Source organism: Streptomyces sp. NPDC030820, from assembly GCF_055572075.1.
This window is the reverse complement of the sequence record NZ_JBVIEB010000019.1, coordinates 17,005-36,100: the sequence shown is the minus strand read 5'-3', so window position 1 is coordinate 36,100 and position 19,096 is coordinate 17,005. Positions and strand designations below refer to the sequence as shown.

The 19,096-nt window shown below is 72.6% G+C and carries 21 protein-coding genes and 1 pseudogene; 9 read left to right on the top strand and 13 right to left on the bottom strand.

The window, feature by feature from the left end:
* The first annotated feature begins 18 nt into the window (after positions 1-18).
* Positions 19-1,644, top strand: a complete 1,626-nt coding sequence (locus tag ACZ418_RS37255; RefSeq protein WP_468371813.1) for an amidohydrolase — start codon at positions 19-21, stop codon at positions 1,642-1,644.
* Positions 1,645-1,701: 57 nt separating this feature from the next.
* On the opposite strand, the gene ACZ418_RS37250 is transcribed toward ACZ418_RS37255, so the two are convergent.
* A complete protein-coding gene (locus ACZ418_RS37250; RefSeq protein WP_468371810.1) occupies positions 1,702-2,670 on the bottom strand; it encodes a GlxA family transcriptional regulator in 969 nt (322 codons plus the stop codon).
* Between the two features lie 72 nt (positions 2,671-2,742).
* Between ACZ418_RS37250 and ACZ418_RS37245 the strand changes: the two genes are divergently transcribed.
* Together ACZ418_RS37245 and ACZ418_RS37240 are read left to right on the top strand one after the other, a co-directional pair.
* On the top strand, positions 2,743-3,693 hold the full coding sequence (locus ACZ418_RS37245) for an NADP-dependent oxidoreductase (RefSeq protein WP_468371808.1): 951 nt from the start codon (positions 2,743-2,745) through the stop codon (positions 3,691-3,693).
* Between the two features lie 153 nt (positions 3,694-3,846).
* Positions 3,847-4,221 carry an anti-sigma factor antagonist gene (locus tag ACZ418_RS37240; RefSeq protein WP_468371805.1) on the top strand — a complete coding sequence of 125 codons (375 nt, stop codon included), beginning with the start codon at positions 3,847-3,849 and terminating at the stop codon, positions 4,219-4,221.
* Here ACZ418_RS37240 and ACZ418_RS37235 read toward each other — a convergent pair.
* The 8 genes from ACZ418_RS37235 to ACZ418_RS37200 form a co-directional block, all read right to left on the bottom strand.
* Positions 4,196-5,143: a ribose-phosphate diphosphokinase gene (locus ACZ418_RS37235; protein ID WP_468371802.1), complete on the bottom strand. Its 948-nt coding sequence runs from the start codon at positions 5,141-5,143 to the stop codon at positions 4,196-4,198. The two genes, ACZ418_RS37240 and ACZ418_RS37235, sit on opposite strands and share 26 nt — an antisense overlap.
* A 40-nt stretch (positions 5,144-5,183) precedes the next feature.
* Entirely contained in the window at positions 5,184-5,585 is a 402-nt protein-coding gene (locus ACZ418_RS37230; RefSeq protein WP_468371800.1) for a hypothetical protein, read from the bottom strand.
* A 93-nt stretch (positions 5,586-5,678) separates the two neighbouring features.
* Positions 5,679-7,451: a complex I subunit 5 family protein gene (locus tag ACZ418_RS37225; RefSeq protein ID WP_468371797.1), complete on the bottom strand. Its 1,773-nt coding sequence runs from the start codon at positions 7,449-7,451 to the stop codon at positions 5,679-5,681.
* Complete coding sequence (locus ACZ418_RS37220; protein ID WP_365325138.1) at positions 7,451-7,798, bottom strand: sodium:proton antiporter; 348 nt, start codon at positions 7,796-7,798, stop codon at positions 7,451-7,453. The genes ACZ418_RS37225 and ACZ418_RS37220 overlap by 1 nt, the downstream gene beginning before the upstream one ends.
* Before the next feature lie 8 nt (positions 7,799-7,806).
* Positions 7,807-8,544: an MnhB domain-containing protein gene (locus ACZ418_RS37215; protein ID WP_468371795.1), complete on the bottom strand. Its 738-nt coding sequence runs from the start codon at positions 8,542-8,544 to the stop codon at positions 7,807-7,809.
* Entirely contained in the window at positions 8,541-8,804 is a 264-nt protein-coding gene (locus ACZ418_RS37210) for a Na(+)/H(+) antiporter subunit B (protein WP_468371792.1), read from the bottom strand. Before ACZ418_RS37210 ends, ACZ418_RS37215 begins: the two co-directional genes overlap by 4 nt.
* Before the next feature lie 228 nt (positions 8,805-9,032).
* On the bottom strand, positions 9,033-9,485 hold the full coding sequence (locus ACZ418_RS37205) for an MrpF/PhaF family protein (RefSeq protein WP_468371790.1): 453 nt from the start codon (positions 9,483-9,485) through the stop codon (positions 9,033-9,035).
* Positions 9,482-9,676: a hypothetical protein gene (locus ACZ418_RS37200; RefSeq protein ID WP_450986741.1), complete on the bottom strand. Its 195-nt coding sequence runs from the start codon at positions 9,674-9,676 to the stop codon at positions 9,482-9,484. Before ACZ418_RS37200 ends, ACZ418_RS37205 begins: the two co-directional genes overlap by 4 nt.
* Positions 9,677-10,011: 335 nt before the next feature.
* Between ACZ418_RS37200 and ACZ418_RS37195 the strand changes: the two genes are divergently transcribed.
* Positions 10,012-11,247: a ricin-type beta-trefoil lectin domain protein gene (locus ACZ418_RS37195; protein ID WP_468371787.1), complete on the top strand. Its 1,236-nt coding sequence runs from the start codon at positions 10,012-10,014 to the stop codon at positions 11,245-11,247.
* A 9-nt stretch (positions 11,248-11,256) separates the two neighbouring features.
* Here the strand turns inward: ACZ418_RS37195 and ACZ418_RS37190 are convergent, their stop codons facing one another.
* From ACZ418_RS37190 to ACZ418_RS37180, 3 genes and pseudogenes are all read right to left on the bottom strand, one after another.
* Complete coding sequence (locus ACZ418_RS37190; protein WP_468371784.1) at positions 11,257-11,502, bottom strand: hypothetical protein; 246 nt, start codon at positions 11,500-11,502, stop codon at positions 11,257-11,259.
* 35 nt (positions 11,503-11,537) lie between these two features.
* Positions 11,538-12,565, bottom strand: a pseudogene (locus ACZ418_RS37185) (DNA topoisomerase IB).
* A gap of 4 nt (positions 12,566-12,569) precedes the next feature.
* Complete coding sequence (locus ACZ418_RS37180; RefSeq protein ID WP_468371781.1) at positions 12,570-13,358, bottom strand: SDR family oxidoreductase; 789 nt, start codon at positions 13,356-13,358, stop codon at positions 12,570-12,572.
* Between the two features lie 163 nt (positions 13,359-13,521).
* Here ACZ418_RS37180 and ACZ418_RS37175 point away from each other — a divergent pair, with 163 nt between their 5' ends.
* From ACZ418_RS37175 to ACZ418_RS37165, 3 genes are all read left to right on the top strand, one after another.
* Complete coding sequence (locus ACZ418_RS37175) at positions 13,522-14,565, top strand: PHP domain-containing protein (protein WP_468371779.1); 1,044 nt, start codon at positions 13,522-13,524, stop codon at positions 14,563-14,565.
* Positions 14,566-15,125: 560 nt separating this feature from the next.
* On the top strand, positions 15,126-16,157 hold the full coding sequence (locus ACZ418_RS37170; protein WP_468371776.1) for an SDR family oxidoreductase: 1,032 nt from the start codon (positions 15,126-15,128) through the stop codon (positions 16,155-16,157).
* A gap of 32 nt (positions 16,158-16,189) precedes the next feature.
* On the top strand, positions 16,190-16,366 hold the full coding sequence (locus ACZ418_RS37165) for a hypothetical protein (RefSeq protein WP_468371773.1): 177 nt from the start codon (positions 16,190-16,192) through the stop codon (positions 16,364-16,366).
* An 81-nt stretch (positions 16,367-16,447) separates the two neighbouring features.
* Here ACZ418_RS37165 and ACZ418_RS37160 read toward each other — a convergent pair whose 3' ends face one another.
* On the bottom strand, positions 16,448-17,737 hold the full coding sequence (locus ACZ418_RS37160) for an ROK family protein (RefSeq protein WP_468371770.1): 1,290 nt from the start codon (positions 17,735-17,737) through the stop codon (positions 16,448-16,450).
* A 356-nt stretch (positions 17,738-18,093) separates the two neighbouring features.
* On the opposite strand from ACZ418_RS37160, the gene ACZ418_RS37155 reads away from it, so the two are divergent.
* Together ACZ418_RS37155 and ACZ418_RS37150 are read left to right on the top strand one after the other, a co-directional pair.
* Positions 18,094-18,285, top strand: coding sequence for a hypothetical protein (locus ACZ418_RS37155; protein WP_468371767.1), 192 nt, complete (start codon positions 18,094-18,096; stop codon positions 18,283-18,285).
* 153 nt (positions 18,286-18,438) lie between these two features.
* A complete protein-coding gene (locus ACZ418_RS37150; protein WP_468371764.1) occupies positions 18,439-18,933 on the top strand; it encodes an FBP domain-containing protein in 495 nt (164 codons plus the stop codon).
* Positions 18,934-19,096 lie beyond the last annotated feature (163 nt).

Here is a 19,096-nt window from a genome sequence, read left to right as displayed (position 1 = left end):
CCTGTCAGGAAAGGCATCATGCACGCTGATCTCCTCTTCACCGGCGGCCCCGTCCGCACGCCGGGCGGCCGCACGGCAACCGCTGTGGCCGTCACCGGGGAACGGATCACCGCCGTCGGGCACGACGAGCTGCGGGACCTCGCCGGGCCGCACACCGAAGTGGTCGACCTCGCCGGGCGGCTGCTGCTCCCCGGCTTCCAGGACGCGCATGTCCATCCGGTGCCGGCGGGTCTGGAGCTGGCCCAGTGCGACCTGTCGGGCCGGGCGACGGCCGAGGAGACCGTGGCCGCCGTACGGGCGTACGCCGAGGCCCATCCGGAGCGGGAGTGGATCCTGGGCGGCGGCTGGTCGATGGAGGCGTTCGCGGGCGGTACGCCGACGAAGGAGCTGCTGGACGCGGTGGTACCGGACCGGCCGGTGTATCTGCCCAACCGGGACCATCACGGTGCCTGGGTCAACAGCCGGGCGCTGGAGCTGGCCGGGGTCGACCGGGACACGCCCGACCCGGCCGACGGGCGGATCGAGCGGGACGCCGCCGGGGAGCCGAGCGGCACGCTCCAGGAGGGTGCGATGCAGCTGGTCGGCCGGCTCACCCCGCCCGCCACACCGGCCGACCGGCGCGCGGCGCTGCTGCACGCCCAACGGCATCTGCACGCGCTCGGCATCACCGCCTGGCAGGACGCGCTGGTCGGCGACTTCCTCGGCATGGACGACCCGGCCGAGGCGTATCACGCGGCGGCGCGGGACGGCTCGCTCACCGCGCGGGTGCGGGGGGCGCTGTGGTGGGACCGGGAACGAGGGGCCGAACAGATCCCGGAACTCGTGGAGAAACGGGCCGCGTTGAGTCACGGCCGGTTCCGGGCGGGCTCGGTGAAGCTGATGCTGGACGGGGTCGCCGAGAACGGCACGGCCGCGCTGCTCGACCCCTATCTGGACCGGTGCGGGTGCGCGACCGGCAACCGCGGCAAGAGCTTCATCGACCCGGGGCAACTGCCGAAGTACGTCACCGAGTTGGACGCTCTCGGCTTCCAGTGCCACTTCCATGCGCTGGGCGACCGGGCCGTACGCGATGCGCTGGACGCGATCGAGGCGGCCCGGGCCGCGAACGGGCCGAGCGACACCCGGCCGCATCTCGCACACCTCCAGGTCGTGCACCCGGACGACGTGCCCCGGTTCGCCCGGCTCGGCGCCACCGCGAACATCCAGCCGCTGTGGGCCGCGCACGAGCCCCAGATGGACGAGCTGACGATCCCCTTCCTCGGGCCCGAACGGGCCGCCTGGCAGTACCCGTTCGGCGCGCTGCTGCGCTCGGGGGCGCGGCTCGCGGCGGGCAGCGACTGGCCGGTGAGCAGCCCCGATCCGCTCCAGGGCATCCATGTGGCGGTCAACCGGGTCGAGCCGGGCGGCAGCGGGCCGGTGTTCCTGCCTCAGGAGCGACTCGGCCTCGCGGACGCGCTGACGGCGTACACGGCCGGGTCCGCCTATGTGAACCAGCTGGACGACACCGGCCGGGTGGCCGTCGGCGCGCTCGCCGATCTGGTGGTGCTGGACCGCGATCCGTTCGCCGGGCCGCCGGAGGCGATCGCGGAGACGACCGTGGCGCTCACCTATGTGGGCGGGGAGCGGGTGTACGCGGCCGGGTGACTCCGTCGGGGGTGCGGACGTAGGCGGTCGGGGTGCTTCGACGCCGGGCCGGAAGGTTCAGCGGGTCTGCTGGAATGTCCGGCGGTACGCCTGCGGGGACACCCCGATCGCGGCGTGCAGGTGCTGGCGCAGCGAGGCGCCGGTGGCGAAGCCGACCTCGGCGGCGATCCGGTCCACCGGCAGGTCGCTGGACTCCAGCAGCTGCCGGGCGCGGGCGACCCGCTGCTGGATCAGCCAGCGGCCCGGGCTGAGGCCGACCTCGTCGTTGAAGCGGCGGGCGAAGGTGCGCAGGCTCATCCGGGCGTGGCCGGCGAGGTCGGCCAGGGTGAGCGGCTCGTCCAGGCGCTCCAGGGCCCAGGCGCGGGTCGCGGCCGTGCTCGCCGCGCCACTGACGGGGACCGGCTGCTCGATGTACTGGGCCTGCCCGCCGTCCCGGAACGGCGGGACGACACAGCGGCGGGCGACGGAGTTGGCCAGCTCGCTGCCGTGGTCGGTGCGGACGATGTGCAGGCAGATGTCGACGCCGGAGGCGGCTCCGGCGGAGGTGAGGATGCGGCCGTCGTCGACGAAGAGGACGTCCGGGTCGAGGTCGACCTTCGGGAAGCGGCGGCGGAACAGGTCGGCCACCTGCCAGTGCGTGGTCGCCCGCCGGCCGTCGAGCAGGCCTGCCTCGGCGAGCACGAACGCGGCCGTGCAGATCGAGACGATCCGGGCGTCCGGGCGGATGCGGGCGAGGGCGGCGGCGACCTCGTCCGGCAGTTCGGTGGGGATGTACGCGGGCGGCATCGAGGTGACCACCACGGTGTCCGCCGTCCGGAGGATCTCCGGGCCGTGTGCAACACCGATCGTGAAGTCGGCGTTGGTGCGCACCGGGCGTCCGTCGACCGTGCAGGTCAGCACCTCGTAGTGACCGTCGGCGGCGCCGAGGATACGGCTGGGGATGCCCAGCTCGAAGGGGTAGACGCCATCGAGGGCGAGGACGACCACCCGCTCCGGGCGCCGGGCGAGCAGCTGCATGTCGGGCATGGCACGATCCTATCGAAGCTTGGCAATCATGCCATTTCCCGGGGCGGGCGGCTCCCGGCAGGCTGGGTGACCATGAACGATGCGAACACGATGCGAGCCATCAGCCAGGACGTCCTCGGCGGTCCCGAGGTCCTGAAGGAAGTACAGGTGCAGCGGCCGCAGCCGGGCCCCAACCAGGTGCTGGTCAGGGTCCGGGCGGCCGGGGTCAACCCGACCGACTGGAAGCACCGGGCGACCGGCGGCTTCCTGGGCCGGCCGCCGTTCGTCCTCGGCTGGGACGTCTCCGGCGAGGTCGCCGAGACCGGGATCGGCGTGGCCGCCTTCGCGCCCGGCGACGAGGTCTTCGGCATGCTGCCCTACCCGTACGGCCACGGCTCGCACGCCGAGTATGTGATCGCCCCGGCCCGTGCCCTGACGCACAAACCGGCCTCGATCGACCACACCCAGGCGGGCGCCCTGCCGCTGGTGTCCCTCACCGCCTGGCAGGCGCTGACCGAGCACGCGGACGTACGGGCGGGACAGCGGGTGCTGATCCACGCGGCGGCCGGCGGCGTCGGGCATGTGGCGGTGCAGATCGCCAAGGCGCGCGGTGCGTATGTGATCGGCACGGCCAGCGCGGGCAAGCACGACTTCCTGCGGGAGATCGGCGTGGACGAGCCGGTCGACTACCGGACGACGGATGTCACCGAGGCGGTACGGGACGTCGACGTGGTCCTGGACACGCTCGGCGGGGACACCTCCGTCGAGTCGCTGAAGGTGCTGCGGCCGGGCGGTGTCGTGGTGTCGATCCTGCCGGTGGGGTCGCGGGAGTTCTACGACGAGGCCGAGCGGCTCGGGGTACGGGCGGTGCGCATGCTGGTGGACGCCGACCGGACCGGGATGGAGACGATCGCGGAGCTGGTGGAGTCCGGAAAGCTGAAGGCGACGATCGCCGGGACGTTCCCGCTGGCCGAGGCGGCGAAGGCGCATGAAGTGGGCGACACCGGACGGACGGCGGGGAAGCTGGTCCTTCTGGTCGACTGAGCGGCAACACCGGGCGGACCGACCAGCGTTATCGGGCGACACGCTTCAAACTCGAAGACATATGTCAACCGAACATGCTCAAATTCCTTCCATCGAGGGTAACTTGACGATCGGGAGACCGTCGTACGGGCGCGGGTGGGAGGTGATGCCGTCGTGCGAGACGAGCCTGCACCACTCACCCGTCACCTCCGTGTGTACGAACACCGGGAGCACACGGTGCTGGAGTTGCGGGGCGAGATCGACCTGCTCTCGGCGACGGAGGTCGGCCCTGCTCTGGACCGGGTCACCGGCCGGCCCGGGGCACGGGTCGTCATCGACCTGCGGTCGGTGGAGTTCTTCGACTGCTCGGGGCTGCGGCTGCTGTACCGCGCCCGCGCCCGGGTGCTGGGCGGCGGCGGACAGGTGCACCTGGTGTGCACCCATCCGCTGACCCTGCGCGTCTTCCGGGTCACCGGTCTGTCCCGGCTGCTGCCGCCACACCCGACCGTGGACGCGGCCCTGGCTACGACTGCTCGAACAGGGCGCTGACCGATTCACCGTTGTGGATGCGCCGTACCGCCTCGGCGAGGGCCGGGGCGATCGAGAGCACGCGCAGCTTGTCGGTGTGCTCCTCCTCCGGGGGGAGCGGCACCGTGTTGGTGCAGACGATCTCCAGCACGTCCGGCTGATCGCTCAGCCGCTTCAGCGCGCCCGCCGCGAACAGCCCGTGCGTGCACGCCACCCGGATCGCCCGCGCACCCAACTCCCGCAGCCGGGCCAGGAGTTCCACCACGGTACTGCCCTTGGCGATCTCGTCGTCCAGCACGATGACGTCCCGGCCGGTGACATCCCCGATGACGGAGCTGATGCTCACCCGGTCGTCCGCGAACCGCTGTTTGGCGCCGGCCGCCACCGGAGCCCCGATCAGCCGGGCGAAGGCGGCGGCCTCCTTGGCGTTGCCGAGGTCCGGCGAGACGACCGTGGTGCGGGTCAGGTCGTACTGCCGGAAGTGCGCGGCGAGTTCGCGCAGCGCGTTCAGATGGTCGACCGGCACCGAGAAGAAGCCGTGCACCTGCGGGGAGTGCAGGGTCATGGCGAGCACCCGGCCCGCGCCGGCCGCCACGAGCAGATCGGCGACCAGCCGGCCGCCGATCGAGATGCGCGGCGCGTCCTTCTTGTCGGAGCGGGCGTAGGAGTAGTGCGGCATGACGACGGTGATCCGGGCCGCGGAGGCGCCCCGGGCGGCGTCGCACATCAGCAGCAGCTCCACCAGGTGCTCCTGCACCGGCCGGACCAGCGGCTGGATCAGGAAGACGTCCCGCTCCCGGCAGTTGGCCTGGAGCTGCACGCCCAGACAGTCGTTGGCGAACCGGCTGATCCGGGTGGGGCTGAGCGGCACGCCGAGGTGCGCGCAGACCTCGCGGGCCAGGTCGGGATGGGCACTGCCGCTGAAGACGGCGATGTCTCGCATGATCCGCTCCTCGCCCGATCACTGCAGGACCGGGATCATGCTACCGACCGGGGCCGCAGCGGCAGAGGGTCTGGGCGGTGGCCGTCCGCGCGTCGCCGAAGGGGGTCGTCCCGCCGTAGGCCGAGGCCGGCACCAAGGTGCAGGCGGACCGCACCCAGGTGGTGATCTGCGATCCCGGCAACTTGTCGAGCGTGATGGAATTCCCGGGGTCGAAGGAGCCGTAGAAGAACGCCTCCCAGCTCTCCGTCATGCTGCGGACGGCGCTCGCATAGAACGTGTGGTACTGGCTGTGGTCGATCCCCCAGCCGTGGAGAACGGCGGCGAGCGCGGTGAGGAGCAGCAGCGCCGGGCGCGCGTACGCGGGCTCGTCCGCCGGGGATCGCCAGGGTGCGCGGCGGGCGGCCCCGGTGGGCGCCGTTGCGTCGAGGACGTTCGTGGCCATGCGCAGCAGTCTTCGTCAACCGTGCGCCTCGACCATGCCGTGGCGGCGCCCTTCAAGGAAACTCTCGTCTCGCCGAGGGCGTTCTTCAGTCGATCAGCCGCCGAGCACAGCCGGCAGGGCCAGTGCCCCGAGCGCCGTGGCGCCGACCAGCAGCCAGGCCACGTAGTCACCGACATGGCCGGACTGCAGCCGGCGCAGTGGCCGGGCCCAGTCGGGCGCGGCGGTCCAGTGCGGGCGGGTCACCGCGAGGCCGGCGAGGCCCACGGCCAGCGCGGTGGAGGCCAGGCTCAGCAGGATGCCGTGCGCCGTCCACTGCGCCGAGGCCGGGGCGCCGCCCGATCCGGCCTCGTTGACGGAACGGGCCACCACATCGCCGAATCCGGGGACCGCTCCGACGGCGAGGGCGGCGGCGAGGAGCACGGCGGGGACCGTCGTCATGGTGTCCGGGATCCGGCTCAGCCGTCCGGTCGTCTCGGGCTCCTCCTCGGATCCGCTGGTCTCCAGGTCGGTGCCGGCTTCCTCGGGGCGCGTCCCGAGGCCGAGGAACACCCGTGCGGTGACGCGCAGGACGGCGCCGGCGGTGATCGCCGAGGCGGCCACGTACACCACGGTGAGCGGCCCGCCGACCGCCTCCTCGGTGACCGCCTTGCCGAGCCCCGTACCGAACGGGAACAGGCCCGCGAGGCCGAGGGCGCCCACGGCGAACATCACCGCGGTCGCCGGCAGTTCGCGGGCCCGGCCGTACAGCGTGTGCTCGTCGACGCAGCCGTACCGGTCGAGGAGGACGCCCGCGCAGGCGAACAGCGCGGCCTTCACTCCGGCGTGCCCGAGGATGTAGAGGGCGACCCCGTCGTCGCCCTGCGGGGTGAGGACGCCGAGGCCGACGAGGAACAGGCCCGTGTGGGCGATGGTGGAGTAGGCCAGGAGCCGCTTGATGTGCCGCTGGTACCAGCACATGACGGCACCGGTCGCGGCGGTGAGCACGCCGAGGGTCACCAGGGCCCGGGTCAGGTCGGCGGCGGGGATGCCGCCGGGGCCGGCGAAGACGGTGCCGTACACCCGCCAGACGCCGTAGGCGCCGAGTTCGACCATGACCCCCGACAGCAGCATGCAGACCGGGGTGGGGGCGACGGCGTGCGCGTCCGGCAGCCAGAAGTGGAAGGGCACGGCGGCCGCCTTCACCAGCAGCCCGGTCAGCACGAGCACGAAGGAGGCGAGGACCAGCGCGTCCGCTCCCCCGTGCCCCGCCGCCGCGTCGAGACCGCGCCCGATCTTCACCATGGCCAGCTCGCCGGTGCGGGCGTACAGCAGGGCGATGCCCATCAACATGGCGTAGGCGCCGAGCGAGTTGACGACACCGAAGGTCAGCGCTCCCTGTACGGCCTTCGGGTCGTCGATGCGGTAGCCGGTGAGCGCGTACGCGGTGACGCTCATCAGCTCGAAGAAGACGAACGCGTTGAACAGGTCGCCGGCGATGGCGAACCCGCACATGGCGCCCTGGAAGACCAGCATGAGCGCGGTGAAGGCACCGGGGTGGCCGCGCGGCGGTTCGTCGAAATAGCGCCAGGAGTAGGCGAGCGCGGCCAGCGTCAGCAGGGAGACCAGCGCGGCCATGCCGAGCGAGGGCCCGTCGCCGACCACGGCGATGCCGACGCTCTCGCCGTCGACGGGCAGCCATGCGCCGACCCACTCGACCATCGGCGGCGAGGAGTTCAGCAGCAGCACCAGCGCGAGGGCGGCCGTACCGCCGGAGACCACGAAGCCGGTGACCTCGGCGGCGACCCGGGGCAGATGGCGGCCGACGGCCACCAGCACGGCGGCGCCGAGCAGCGGGATCGCGACGAGCAGCGGGAGCAGATGGTGCATCAGCCGCGCAGCTCCCGCAGTTCGTCGGGGTCGACCGTGCCGTGCCGTTTGGCGATCTGCAGGACGAGGGCGAGCAGCAGCGCGGTGGCGGTGGCGCCGACGACGATGTCGGTGAGGGTGAGCGCCTGTACGACCGGATCCACCACCGGCCGGGAGCCGGGCTTGATGTCGGAGAAGACGGGTGCGGTGGCGCCGTCCCGGTAACCGACCGCCAGCAGCAGCACATAGGTGGAGGACTGGCAGACCGCGAGACAGCCGACGGCGTGGATGAGATTGCGGCTGGTGGCGAGGCCGTAGCAGCCGGTCAGGAAGACGTAGGCGGCGACCAGATAGGGAAGGACGTGCATCACGGTGGTCAACTCCCTTGCTCCTCCTCGATCTCGACGGCCTGCTCGAGGAAGTTCGCGAGCAGCACGATGATCGCGCTCGCCACCTCCATGCCGATGGCCGCGTTCAGCAGGGGGACGGTGCCGCCGGAGGACAGGGTGTTGAAGGTGCCGTACGGCAGCAGTGTGTTGGCCAGGAACGCGGTGCCGGCCAGGACACCGGCGACGCCCAGCACGAGGTAGGAGGAGACGGCGAGCGAGTCGGAGGCCTCGAAGACGGCGAGCGGGCGGATGCGTTCCAGCGCGTGGTAGTCGGCGCCGAGGTACAGCAGGTGCAGGGCGGTCGCGGCGACGACTCCGCCCTGGAAGCCGCCGCCGGGGCTGAGCTGGCCGTGGGCGATGACGTAGAGGCCGGTGACCAGAGCGACGGGCAGCACGATCAGCGCGTAGCGGCGGACCGGCCGGGCCACCTCGGCGGGTTGCGGCTGTGCCCGGTGCTCGTCGCGGGCCTGGCGCAGCAGTACCACGCAGCCGAGGACGGCGGCGAACAGGATGCTCATCTCGCCGAGCGTGTCGTAGGCGCGCTGGTCGAAGTTGACGGAGGCGATCGTGTTGGCGGTGTGCCGGGTGAGGGAGGCGTGTACGGCCCGGGTGCCGTACGGATGGCTCCGGCCGCCGAAGCCGGGCAGGTCGAGGCAGGCGGCGACGAGCAGGGCGGCCAGGCCGGCGCCGCCGAGGGCCAGCAGGGCGAGTCGCAGCCGGTTCACTTCGCACCACCGTCCTCGGAGCGGCCCCGGCGTCTGACCTTGCGGACGCTCAGCATGATCAGCAGCGGGGTGAGCGCGGAGCCGACGGCCAGCTGGGACAGGCCGACGTCCGGGGCCTGGAGCACGGTGAACAAGGCGGCCAGCACGGACCCGAGCACGGACAGCACCAGCGCCTGGCGTGCGGGGTCGCGCTGGACGACGGCGGCGGTGGCGGAGACGGCCATCAGCAGCAGCGCGACGACGATCAGGGCATCACCCATGCCGCACCTCCGCTCGGGCCGGCCGACGGTTCGTCAGTCGCCGCGCACCCCGTCGACCGGCGCGCAGCCCCCCCGGAGCGCCACCCACTCCGGCGACCGCCCCGCACAGCAGCCACCACGCGCTCCTTCGCGCGCTCCCTCAACCGCCCTGCACCCACCGCAGGCGCAGGGCATCCCCGTGGACGGGGTGCGTGTGGCGCGGTCGCCCGGGCGCCGGGCGGGCTTGTGTCAGCCACCGCGCACCCCCCGGAACCCACCCGACAGCGCGCGTGAGGCGATCACGTTGCCGGTGATCAGGAGGGCGCCGATGACCAGGAGCTTCACCATGGCGCGGCCCGGGCCGGTGGCGGCGCAGACGGCGGCCACGACCACCGCGCTCAGTGCGGCGGCGGTCCAGGTCAGCCCCCAGGCGCTCGGCCGCTCCCCTTCCAGGTCGTCGGAGAGCAGGCGGGCGAAGACGAGCGTGCCGACCGGGCCGAGCAGGGCGAGCAGCAGGGCGAGGTCGACGTAGGCCGGGCGGCCGTAGCCCTGGGAGAGCAGCAGCAGGGCCGGGCACAGGGCCGAGGTGGTCATGTTCTGCGCGATGACCCGGCGGGCCGGCGGGCCGGTGGTGACGCCCCACAGCGCGGCCGCCCCTCCCCCGCCCAGTTCGACGGTCGCCGCGAGGACCCAGCCGTTCACCGCCAGGTCACCGCCCGCCGGCCGGCCCGTGCCAGCAGTGCCCCGACGGCCGCCGAGCTGCCGCCGACGACCCACTCCAGGGGGTAGACGGGTGTGATGAGCACCAGCCACAGCAGTATCAGCGCCCCCCACCAGGCGAGGAGTTCACCGAGGGCGAGGAGGACCGTGCGGGGGGCCGTACGCCGGGTCATCGACCCACCTCCTCGGTCCGCTCTGCACACGTGCGCGGTGAAGTGTCCGGTGTGCCGCTCAGGGCATCCAAGCACCGCCGGGCCCGTACGGGGATGGCGGCACGCGGGTCCGCAGCCGGAGTGCCCCGGGAGCGTGAACGCAAACGTCGCCCGTCACCCGGCACGCCGGGGCCCGTTGCCGCGTAACCGCCCTACCGCGCGGGAGAGTTCACTGCCGGAGACGCCATGCCGCATGACGGATCGTCAACCGCAGGTCTGGACCAGGGTATTGACGCCTTCTTTTCTCACTCCTTAAATCAAGAGGCAACTCCATCCCCCACACCGAACGGAGAGCCATGGCCCCCCGATCCATGCTCCGCAGATGTCTCCTCGCTGCGCTGTCCGCCGCGCTGGTCGGTTCCGCCGCCGTCGGTCCGGCGCGGGCCCAGGCCGCCGCGCCGGCGGCGGCGACCGTCACCGCCTTCTCCGACAACTTCGACGGGCCCGCGGGCTCCGCGGTCGACTCCTCGAAGTGGAATCTGGAGACCGGCGACAACGTCAACAACCATGAGCGGGAGTACTACACGTCCGGCACGCACAACGCTGCTCTGGACGGGCAGGGCCACCTGGTGATCACGGCCCGCAAGGAGAACCCGGCCGGCTACCAGTGCTGGTACGGCACGTGCCAGTACACCTCGGCCCGGCTGAACACGGCCGGGAAGTTCAACGCCCGGTACGGGCACGTCGAGGCGCGGATGAAGATCCCCCGCGGGCAGGGCATGTGGCCGGCGTTCTGGATGCTCGGCACGCCCGTGAACTGGCCGGACTCGGGCGAGATCGACGTGATGGAGAACGTCGGCTTCGAACCCTCCACCGTGCACGGCACCATCCACGGTCCCGGCTACTCAGGCTCCGGCGGTATCGGCGCGGCATATAGTCTGCCGACAGGACAGGCCTTCGCGGACGCCTTTCACACCTTCGCCGTCGACTGGTCGCCCGGCTCGATCACCTGGTCCGTGGACGGGAACGTCTACGAGCGGCGCACGCCCGCCGACCTGGGCGGAAAGACCTGGGTGTTCGACAACAAGCCGTTCTTCCTGATCCTGAACCTGGCCGTCGGCGGCTACTGGCCCGGTGACCCGGACTCGACCACCCAGTTCCCGCAGCAGCTGGTGGTGGACTCGGTGTCGGTGACGACGAGCGACAGCGCGGCCGGGGTGCCGATCCGCGGTCTGGCGGGCAAGTGCGTGGACGTGGCCGGCGCGAACTCGGCGAACGGCACACCGGTGCAGCTCTACGACTGCAACGGCACGGCCGCGCAACAGTGGACGGTCGGCTCGGACGGCACGATCCGGGCGCTCGGCAAGTGCCTGGACGTGACGGGCAACGGCACCGCGGACGGCTCGACCGTCCAGCTGTGGGACTGCACCGGCGGCCCGAACCAGAAGTGGACCGTCACGGCGGCGCACGACATCGTCAACCCTCAGGCGAACAAATGCCTCGACGTGACCGGGAACAACTCGGCCAACGGCACACGCCTGCAGATCTGGACGTGCACGGGCGGAGCCAACCAGAAGTGGACGGTCGGCTGAGCCGTCGCCTCAGTGCAGCGTCCAGGTGTACTTTCCGCCGCCCACCCATCGGACCGTGTCCGGGTCGTCCAGGTCGTGGATGGGGATGCCGTAGGAGGCGGCGGTCTCCAGCACGTCGGTGACGGTCCTGGCCTCACCGACCACCTGACCGTCGATCTCGATGATCCTGAAGGGCGGCTCGCCCGGCCTGCCCGGGCACACCCCGTGCACCAGAACCCGCGGATGGGCGATGTGGGGAACACCTTGTTCGGTCATGCAATTCAGCGTAGAACGCGAGGCGGCCCGACGGCTCATCCACTGACGCCGTCCAGAAGATCGAGAACAGCCGCCTCGACCGCCCCCTGGGTGGCCGGGCGCCCGAAGTCCCCGTGTTCCCCCAGCCGGGTGAGCACGGGGGCGACGGTCACGCCGCGTTCGAACAGCTCGAAGACGGCCGGGTCGATGTAGGAGGACCGGCACACCGCCGGGGTGTTGCCCAGGTAGTGGCTGACCTCGCGGACGGCAAGGGTGATCTGCCGGCGCCGGGCGGTCCGGGTCGCCCGGCCGCTCTCGGCGGTCACGGCGACCGCCACGGCGGCGAGCACGGTGGCGTGCCAGGTGCGGAAGTCCTTGGCGGTGACATCGGTGCCGGACAGCCGGCGCAGCGCCTCGTTGAGGTCGTCGCTGTGCAGGTCGTGCCAGAAACCGCGCTCGTAGTAGGCGAGGAAGTGGTCGCCGCCGCGAGGGCGCCGCAGCAGCGCCCGCGCGACGGTGCGGACCTGCTCGTCGACGAGGGCGCGGACCGTCTCCACGCCGCCCTTGGCCGGATAGCTGAAGGTGATCTCGCCCCGGCCGCAGCTGACGTGCTCACGGAGCATGGTCGTCAGGCCGTACGTCTCGCTGAAACGGGTGTGCCGGTCGCTGCCGATGCGGAAGAAGCCGAGGTCCAGCAGGCGGACCGCGCAGGCGGTGACCCGGGGCGGGCTCAGCCCGCGCCCCCTGAGGTCGACGGCGACCTTGCCGCGCAGCTCGGGCAGGGCCCGCGCGACCTGCCGTACGTGCTCGTGCTTGGCCTTCTCCTGTTCGGCCCGGAACTGCTCGTGGTACAGGTACTGGCGTCGCCCGGCGTCGTCCGTGCCGACGGCCTGGAGGTGGCCGCCCGGCCAGGGGGACAGATCCACACGTCATGCCAGGCGGGCGGGATGGACAGGGCCCGGATCCGGGCGAGCTCCTCGGGATCGGTGAGGGGCCGGCCGGCGGTGTCTGCGTAGCGGAAGCCCCGGCCGCAGCGGACACGCCGGTAGCCGGGCCCGTCGCGGGAACTGGTCCGCAGGCGCATGGTCTCAGGGTCGGCGCCAGTCGTCGCCGGTCAGGTGGGAACCGGCCTGCGGGCCCATCCGGAGCATGCCGCCGTCGACGCTCCAGGAGGCGCCGGTCACGTACGAGGCGTCCGGGCTCGCCAGGAAGGCGATGACGGCGGCGACCTCCCGGGCGTCGCCGGGCCGCCCGAGCGGCACGCCGGGCCGCCGCTCGGTGTGCACGTCGGTGTCCTCCTGGCCGGTCATCGGCGTGGCGATCTCGCCCGGCGCGACCGCGTTCACGGTGATGCCGTACTCGGCGAGCTCCAGCGCCATGACCTGCGTGAGCAGCCCGAGCCCGCCCTTGGCCGCGCAGTACGGTGCCGCGCCGACCCGGGGCTGGTGTTCGTGGACGGACGTGACGTTGACGATCCGGCCGCCGTCGCCCTGCCGGATCATGTGCCGGGCCGCGTGCTGCCCGCACAGGAACGGGCCGACGAGGTCGACGTCCAGGACCCGGCGTACGTCCGCGAGGGTCAGGTCGAGGAAGGGGGTCATGATGCCCGTACCGGCGTTGTTGACCAGGACGTCAAGACGGCCCAGTTCGGCGCACAGCTCGTCGACGGTGTCGGCGGCCTGGGGCAGCCGGGTGAGGTCCAGCCGGGCGACGGCGGCGCGGCGGCCCTTGCCGCGGACCTCCTGCGCCGTGCCTTCGGCGCCCTTCTCGTCGGTGTGCCACGTGATGCCGACATCCAGGCCCGCCTCGGCCAGGCGTACGGCGGTGGCTCGGCCGATTCCGGAGTCCGCGCCGGTGACGATCGCTGCGCGGGGCATGGGCGGCCTCCTCAGCTTGCGTGGGCATCGCAGTACCCGTGGGTGGTGTGGGCAAACGGGTTCCGGCTGCGTAGTGGGACGCCGTGGCGGTCTGCCGGGTGCGTTGTGGTTGCTCGCGCGGTTCCCCGCGCCCCTGAGCGGCATCCGTCGCACCCTGGGTTGCATGGAACCCGTGGCCGCCCTCGACCGGATCGCGTTTCTGCTGGAGCGGGCCTTGGCTCCCACCTATCGGGTGAAGGCCTTTCGGACTGCCTCCCGGACGCTGGCCGCGCTGCCCGCGGACGAGGTTTCCGAGCGGGCGGCGGCCGGGACCCTGGAGGCGCTCAAGGGGGTCGGACCCAAGACCGCGCAGGTGGTGCGGGAGGCGTTGGCCGGGGAGGTGCCCGGTTATCTGCGGAAGCTGGAGGAGGAGGCCGGGGTGTCGGTCGGGGCGGAGGGTGCCGGGGCGGAGTTGCGGGCGCTGGTCCGCGGGGACTGTCACACGCATTCGGACTGGTCCGACGGAGGGAGCCCGATCGAGGAGATGGGGCGGGCGGCGGCCGGGCTCGGGCACGAGTGGACCGCTCTCACCGACCACTCCCCCCGGCTGACGGTGGCCCGCGGGCTGTCGCCGGAGCGGTTGCGTGAGCAGCTGGCGGTGGTGGCGGAGCTGAACGCGCGCTGGGCGCCGTTCCGGCTGCTCACCGGCATCGAGTGCGACATCCTCGAGGACGGCTCGCTGGACCAGGAGCCGGAGCTGCTGGAGCGGCTGGACGTGGTCGTGGTGTCGGTGCACTCCAAGCTGCGGATGGACGCCCGGTCGATGACCCGCCGGATGGTGGCCGCCGTGCGCAGTCCGCATGCCGATGTGCTCGGGCACTGCACGGGGCGGCTGGTGACGGGACGGGGGCGGCCGGAGTCGGAGTTCGACGCGGACGCGGTGTTCGCCGCCTGTGCCGAGTCCGGTACGGCCGTGGAGATCAACAGCCGGCCCGAGCGGCTCGACCCGCCCCGCCGGCTGCTGCGCAGGGCCGTGGACGCGGGGGTGCTGTTCTCCGTCGACACCGATGCGCACGCGCCCGGCCAGCTCGACTGGCAGATCCTCGGGTGCGCCCGGGCCGAGGAGTGCGGGGTGCCCGCCGAGCGGGTGGTGACCACCTGGTCCGCCGACGAGCTGCTGGCCTGGACCCGGGAGGGCCGGGTCCCGGCACGCGCGGCGGGTTCCTGACACCCGACCTGTTCGAACGGCTGGACGGGCGCCCGCCGGCCCGAGCATCATGGGAGTGGTGCAGGTCACATGGGTGGCTGGAACGCCAGAGGGTGGTTGCCCGTTAAATCAGCCGTGGGTACGGATGGGACAGTGTCCCCGGGCCTCACCTTCTGCCCACAGGGACGATCGTTCGGCTGAAGCCCTGTGGAGCCTTTCGCCGAGAGGCGACCGCCATCCGTGCCCACCACCGGACCGCCCCGGTCGTGAATCCCCCGTCACGGCCGGGGCTCTTGCCTGCCGGCGTCCTCACCCGGCGAACACGGCGACGGGGCCGGTGGCCGGCCCGTGGTCGACGTAGTGCAGTCGGGTGCCGTCGACCGGGCTGTCGTAGTACGGCATGCGGTGCCTCCTCGGGCGGTGCGGACCAGGTGCGACGCTGCTCGGTCGCGCTGACGTCCCCGATGCTCCCGGGCACCCGGGCACGGGTCGATTACCTGCCAGGTCATGGCCGGGTGTGCGCGCGCCCGGGCCCGGGTACCCGGCCGATCCCCCGGAGCGTGGGCGGAGAGGAGCCGAAGGTGAGCAGCGCAGCGGGCATCAGGGTCGTCGTCACCGGCGCCACCGGCAATGTCGGCACGAGTGTGGTGCGGTTGCTCTCGGCGGACCCGGGGATCAAGTCGGTGCGCGGACTGGCCCGGCGTACGCCCGCGTGGTCGCCGCCGAAGACCGAGTGGTCCGCGGTCGACATCGGCTCCGAACAGGCGAACCTCGCCGAGCGGTTCGAGGGCGCCGACGCGGTGGTCCATCTGGCCTGGGCGTTCCAGCCGACCCACGATCCGGCGGTCACCTGGCGGACCAATGTGCTCGGCGGCATCCGGGTGTTCGAGGCGGTCGCCGCGGCGCGGGTGCCGGTGCTGGTGCACGCCTCGTCGGTGGGCGCGTACTCGCCCGGCCCGAAGGACCGCGCGGTGGACGAGTCCTGGCCGACACACGGCTGGCCGGACGCCGCCTACTGCCGGGAGAAGGCCTATCTGGAGCGCACGCTGGACGTGTTCGAGCGGGACCATCCCGAGGTGCGGGTGGTGCGGATGCGGCCGGCGTTCCTGTTCAAGTGGCAGTCGGCGAGCGAGCAGCGGCGGATCTTCGGCGGCCGGTTCCTGCCCGGTCCGCTGGCCCGGCCGGAGCTGCTGCCGTTCCTGCCGGACATCCCGGGGCTCAGGGTGCAGGCCCTGCACACGGACGACGCCGCCGAGGCCTACCGGCTCGCCGTGCACCCGGACGGCGCGCGCGGAGCCTTCAATCTCGCCGCGGACCCGCCGCTCGACGCCGGCGTGCTCGGCGAGCTGCTGGGCAGCCGCCCGGTACGGCTGCCGCGTACGGCGGCCCGGTCGGCGATCGCCGCGGCCTGGGGACTGCATCTGCTGCCGGCCTCACCGCACCTGTTCGACGCAGTGCTCCGGCTGCCGCTGATGGACTGCGGCCGGGCCCGCACCGAGCTGGGCTGGCAGCCGCGGCGCACGGCGACCGAGGTGCTGCGGGAGTTCCTCGACGGCCTGCAGAAGGGCGCGGGGATGGACACCGAGCCGATGCGCGGGCGCAAGGTGGGCTGACCCGCCGCGCGCCCGGCCGAGGGGAGAACGCCATGGCCGCACAACGAGAGCCGGAGCCGGACCGCGACACGGGCCCGGTCCCCAGGGACATGCCCGACCAGCAGGCGGGCGCCGGCGAGGACCCGTGGGAGGTCCCACCGGCCAAGCCGCGCGAGCACGAGGTGACTGCGGCGGACGACGCGCCGGACGCGGACGAACCGCCGGCCTGAACAGTCCGCGGCGCTGTCGTTCGCGCCCCTCACGGGGCGCTGTAGCGCTTCCCGAGCACCGCCGCCGCGGGCGACGGTCGGTCAGCGCGGGGCCCGCTGTCGCAGCGCGGCTCGCCATGCCGGCAGGCGGTCCTCGGCGACCGGTTCGGGGCGGCGGCCGCCGCCGGCGAAGAACTCGGCCAGTGGCAGGATCGCCGCGCCGACGGTGACCGCGTCCGGGCCGAGCCGGCCGAGGTCGATGGTGACCTTGTCGGCCGGATGACGCAGCGCGTACGTCGTCGCGTGCCGCCGTACGGCCGGCAGGAAGCGGGCGCCCAGCTGGAGTCCGGCCCAGCCGCCGATGAGGATCCGCTCGGGCTGGAAGAGGTTGATCAGGTCGGACAGGCCGGCCCCGAGGTACTCGGCGGTCTCCTCCAGTACGGCCAGCGCGACCGCGTCGGGCTCCGCGCCCTCGGCCGGATACGCGGCGGCGAGCATCGCGGTGAGCGCGGTCTCCTCGTCGGTGTCCTCCGGCGGCCGTCCGCCCTCCTCGCGCCAGCGAGCCAGCAGCGACTCGGCGCCCGCGTAGGCCTCCAGGCAGCCGGGCGCACCACAGCGGCAGCGGCGTCCGCGCACCCGCACGGTCAGGTGACCCCACTCCACCGCCCGCCCGTGCTCCACCTCGGGTGTGACCAGGCAGGCGCCGACGCCGGAGCCGAAGAGGACGACCACGGCGTTGCGGGCGCCCCGTCCCGCGCCGAACCACATCTCCGCCTGGCCCAGCGTCTTGGCGCCGTTGTCTATGAAGTACGGAATATCGTCCGGGAGTCGGGAGGCCGAGCGGAGCAACCGCTCCAGCGGGACGGCGTCCCAGCCGATGGTCTGCCCGTGGACGACGGCGCCCTGCTCCGGGGGGTGCTCGACGATGCCGGGGACACCGACTCCGACGCCGAGCAGCCGCTCGGGTACGGCCTGTTCGGCGCCCAGGACCTCGGCGATGCCGTCGCGGATGTGGCCGGCGATCACCTCCACGTCGTAGCCCCGCGGGGCCAGCCGGTGTTCGGTGCGAGCGAGTTCGGTCAGGGCCAGGTCGAACAGCTCGACGCGGACCCGGGTCTCGCCGACGTCGACGCCGATCATCTGTCCGCTGTCCGGGGCGACACGCAGCAGGGTGCGGGGCCGGCCGCCGTCGGAGTCGACGCTGCCGGCCTCCTCGACCAGACCGTCCGCGATCAGATCGGCCACCACGTTGCTGACCGAGCCGGAGCTCAGGCCGGTGGCCGGGCCCAGCTCGAAACGGCTGAGGGGGCCGTCGAAGTACAGCTTCTGCAGCACCGCCGTACGGTTGCCCCGCCTCAGGTCGCGCACCGTGCGCCCGTTACGCCCCGCCATGCCGCTCCCTTCAAAAACCCTGCCCGACCTGCAACATACCCCTTCGGACAGGCGGAAGGCGAGATTCTCCCAACCCTTAGTTCACGATCTGAGCTAAGCGGATCCCTGCGGTGCTGGACCAAGAATGCACCGTTCTCCCCTGCGTGCAGGAAGTCGGCTTCGGGTGCGTCGCAGCGGAAGTACACCAGCGGGGGCGGGAGTTCGGTACCTGCCGCGCGGGCCGCTGCGAAGTCGGCGACGGCGCCGCGGAAGGGGGCGAGTCCGGTGCCGGGCCGCCGACCCGTCGGAAGCGCTGCCCGAGCGGGCGGCACCGGGAGAGGACGTACCGCGGCCGCCGTTTCCACCGGGGTGCCGCGGTGGCTCGCGTCGAGCACCACCGCCTCCATGTCCCGGGCGAGCAGCACCCCGGCGCGCACATGGCTCTCGACGTAGTCGTTGTGGCGGTCCGGCTCGGCCGCGCTGTCCGGGTAGCAGAAGGTGGCCCGGTCCAGTACCGCTGCGGCGAGCCGTCGTACACGCCACCGAAGATCCGGCTCTCCCAGCGGTGACGCGCTCCAGCGCCCGTCGGGCGCGCGGCGGCAGCCGCTGCCGGAAATCCATTGGCTCGCCCTCCCCTTGGCTACTTAGGCTAGCCACGAACCTAGACCTATTAGGTTCACGGACCACCAGGTTCACAGCGACGAATCCGGAAGGACTCCCCCATGAGATCGCTCACCGAGCAGGACATCCGCAACTCATTTGTCAACTGCTCCAAGGGGGAGGCCAAGCGGTTGACGGTGCCACGGGATCTCGGTGAACGCCCATGGGACGACCTGGACTTCCTCGGCTGGCGCGATCCGGGCGCGCCCGACCGCAGCTATCTGGTCACCGAACGGGACGACCGGCTCGTCGGCGTCGCCCTGCGCTTCCAGGCCTCGCAGCGCGGGTTTCTGCACCGCAGCATGTGCTCGGTGTGTCTGACCACACATCCCGGCGGCGGGGTGACGCTGATGGCGGCGCGCAAGGCGGGGGCGGCGGGCCGCGAGGGCAACTCGGTCGGCCTGTACATGTGCACCGACCTGGCGTGCTCGCTGTATGTGCGGGGCAAGAAGGTGCCGGAGTCCGGCGGCCGGTTCGAGGAGACCCTGACGATGGAGGAGCAGATCGCCCGTACGACGGGCAATCTGTCCGCGTTCATCGACAAGCTGTACGTCTGACGAGGCCGAAAGGCTGTGTGCCCGGCCCGGTGACGCCGCTGGTGCTCGCTCAGGGCGTCGCAGGTGCCCACTCCGGGTCGCGGCCGAGGAAGCCGAGCAGGGCAGGGCCGCCGCCTCGTCCTGGGTGCCGGCGGACGCGAGGGCGGCGGCGAAGACGCCGTAT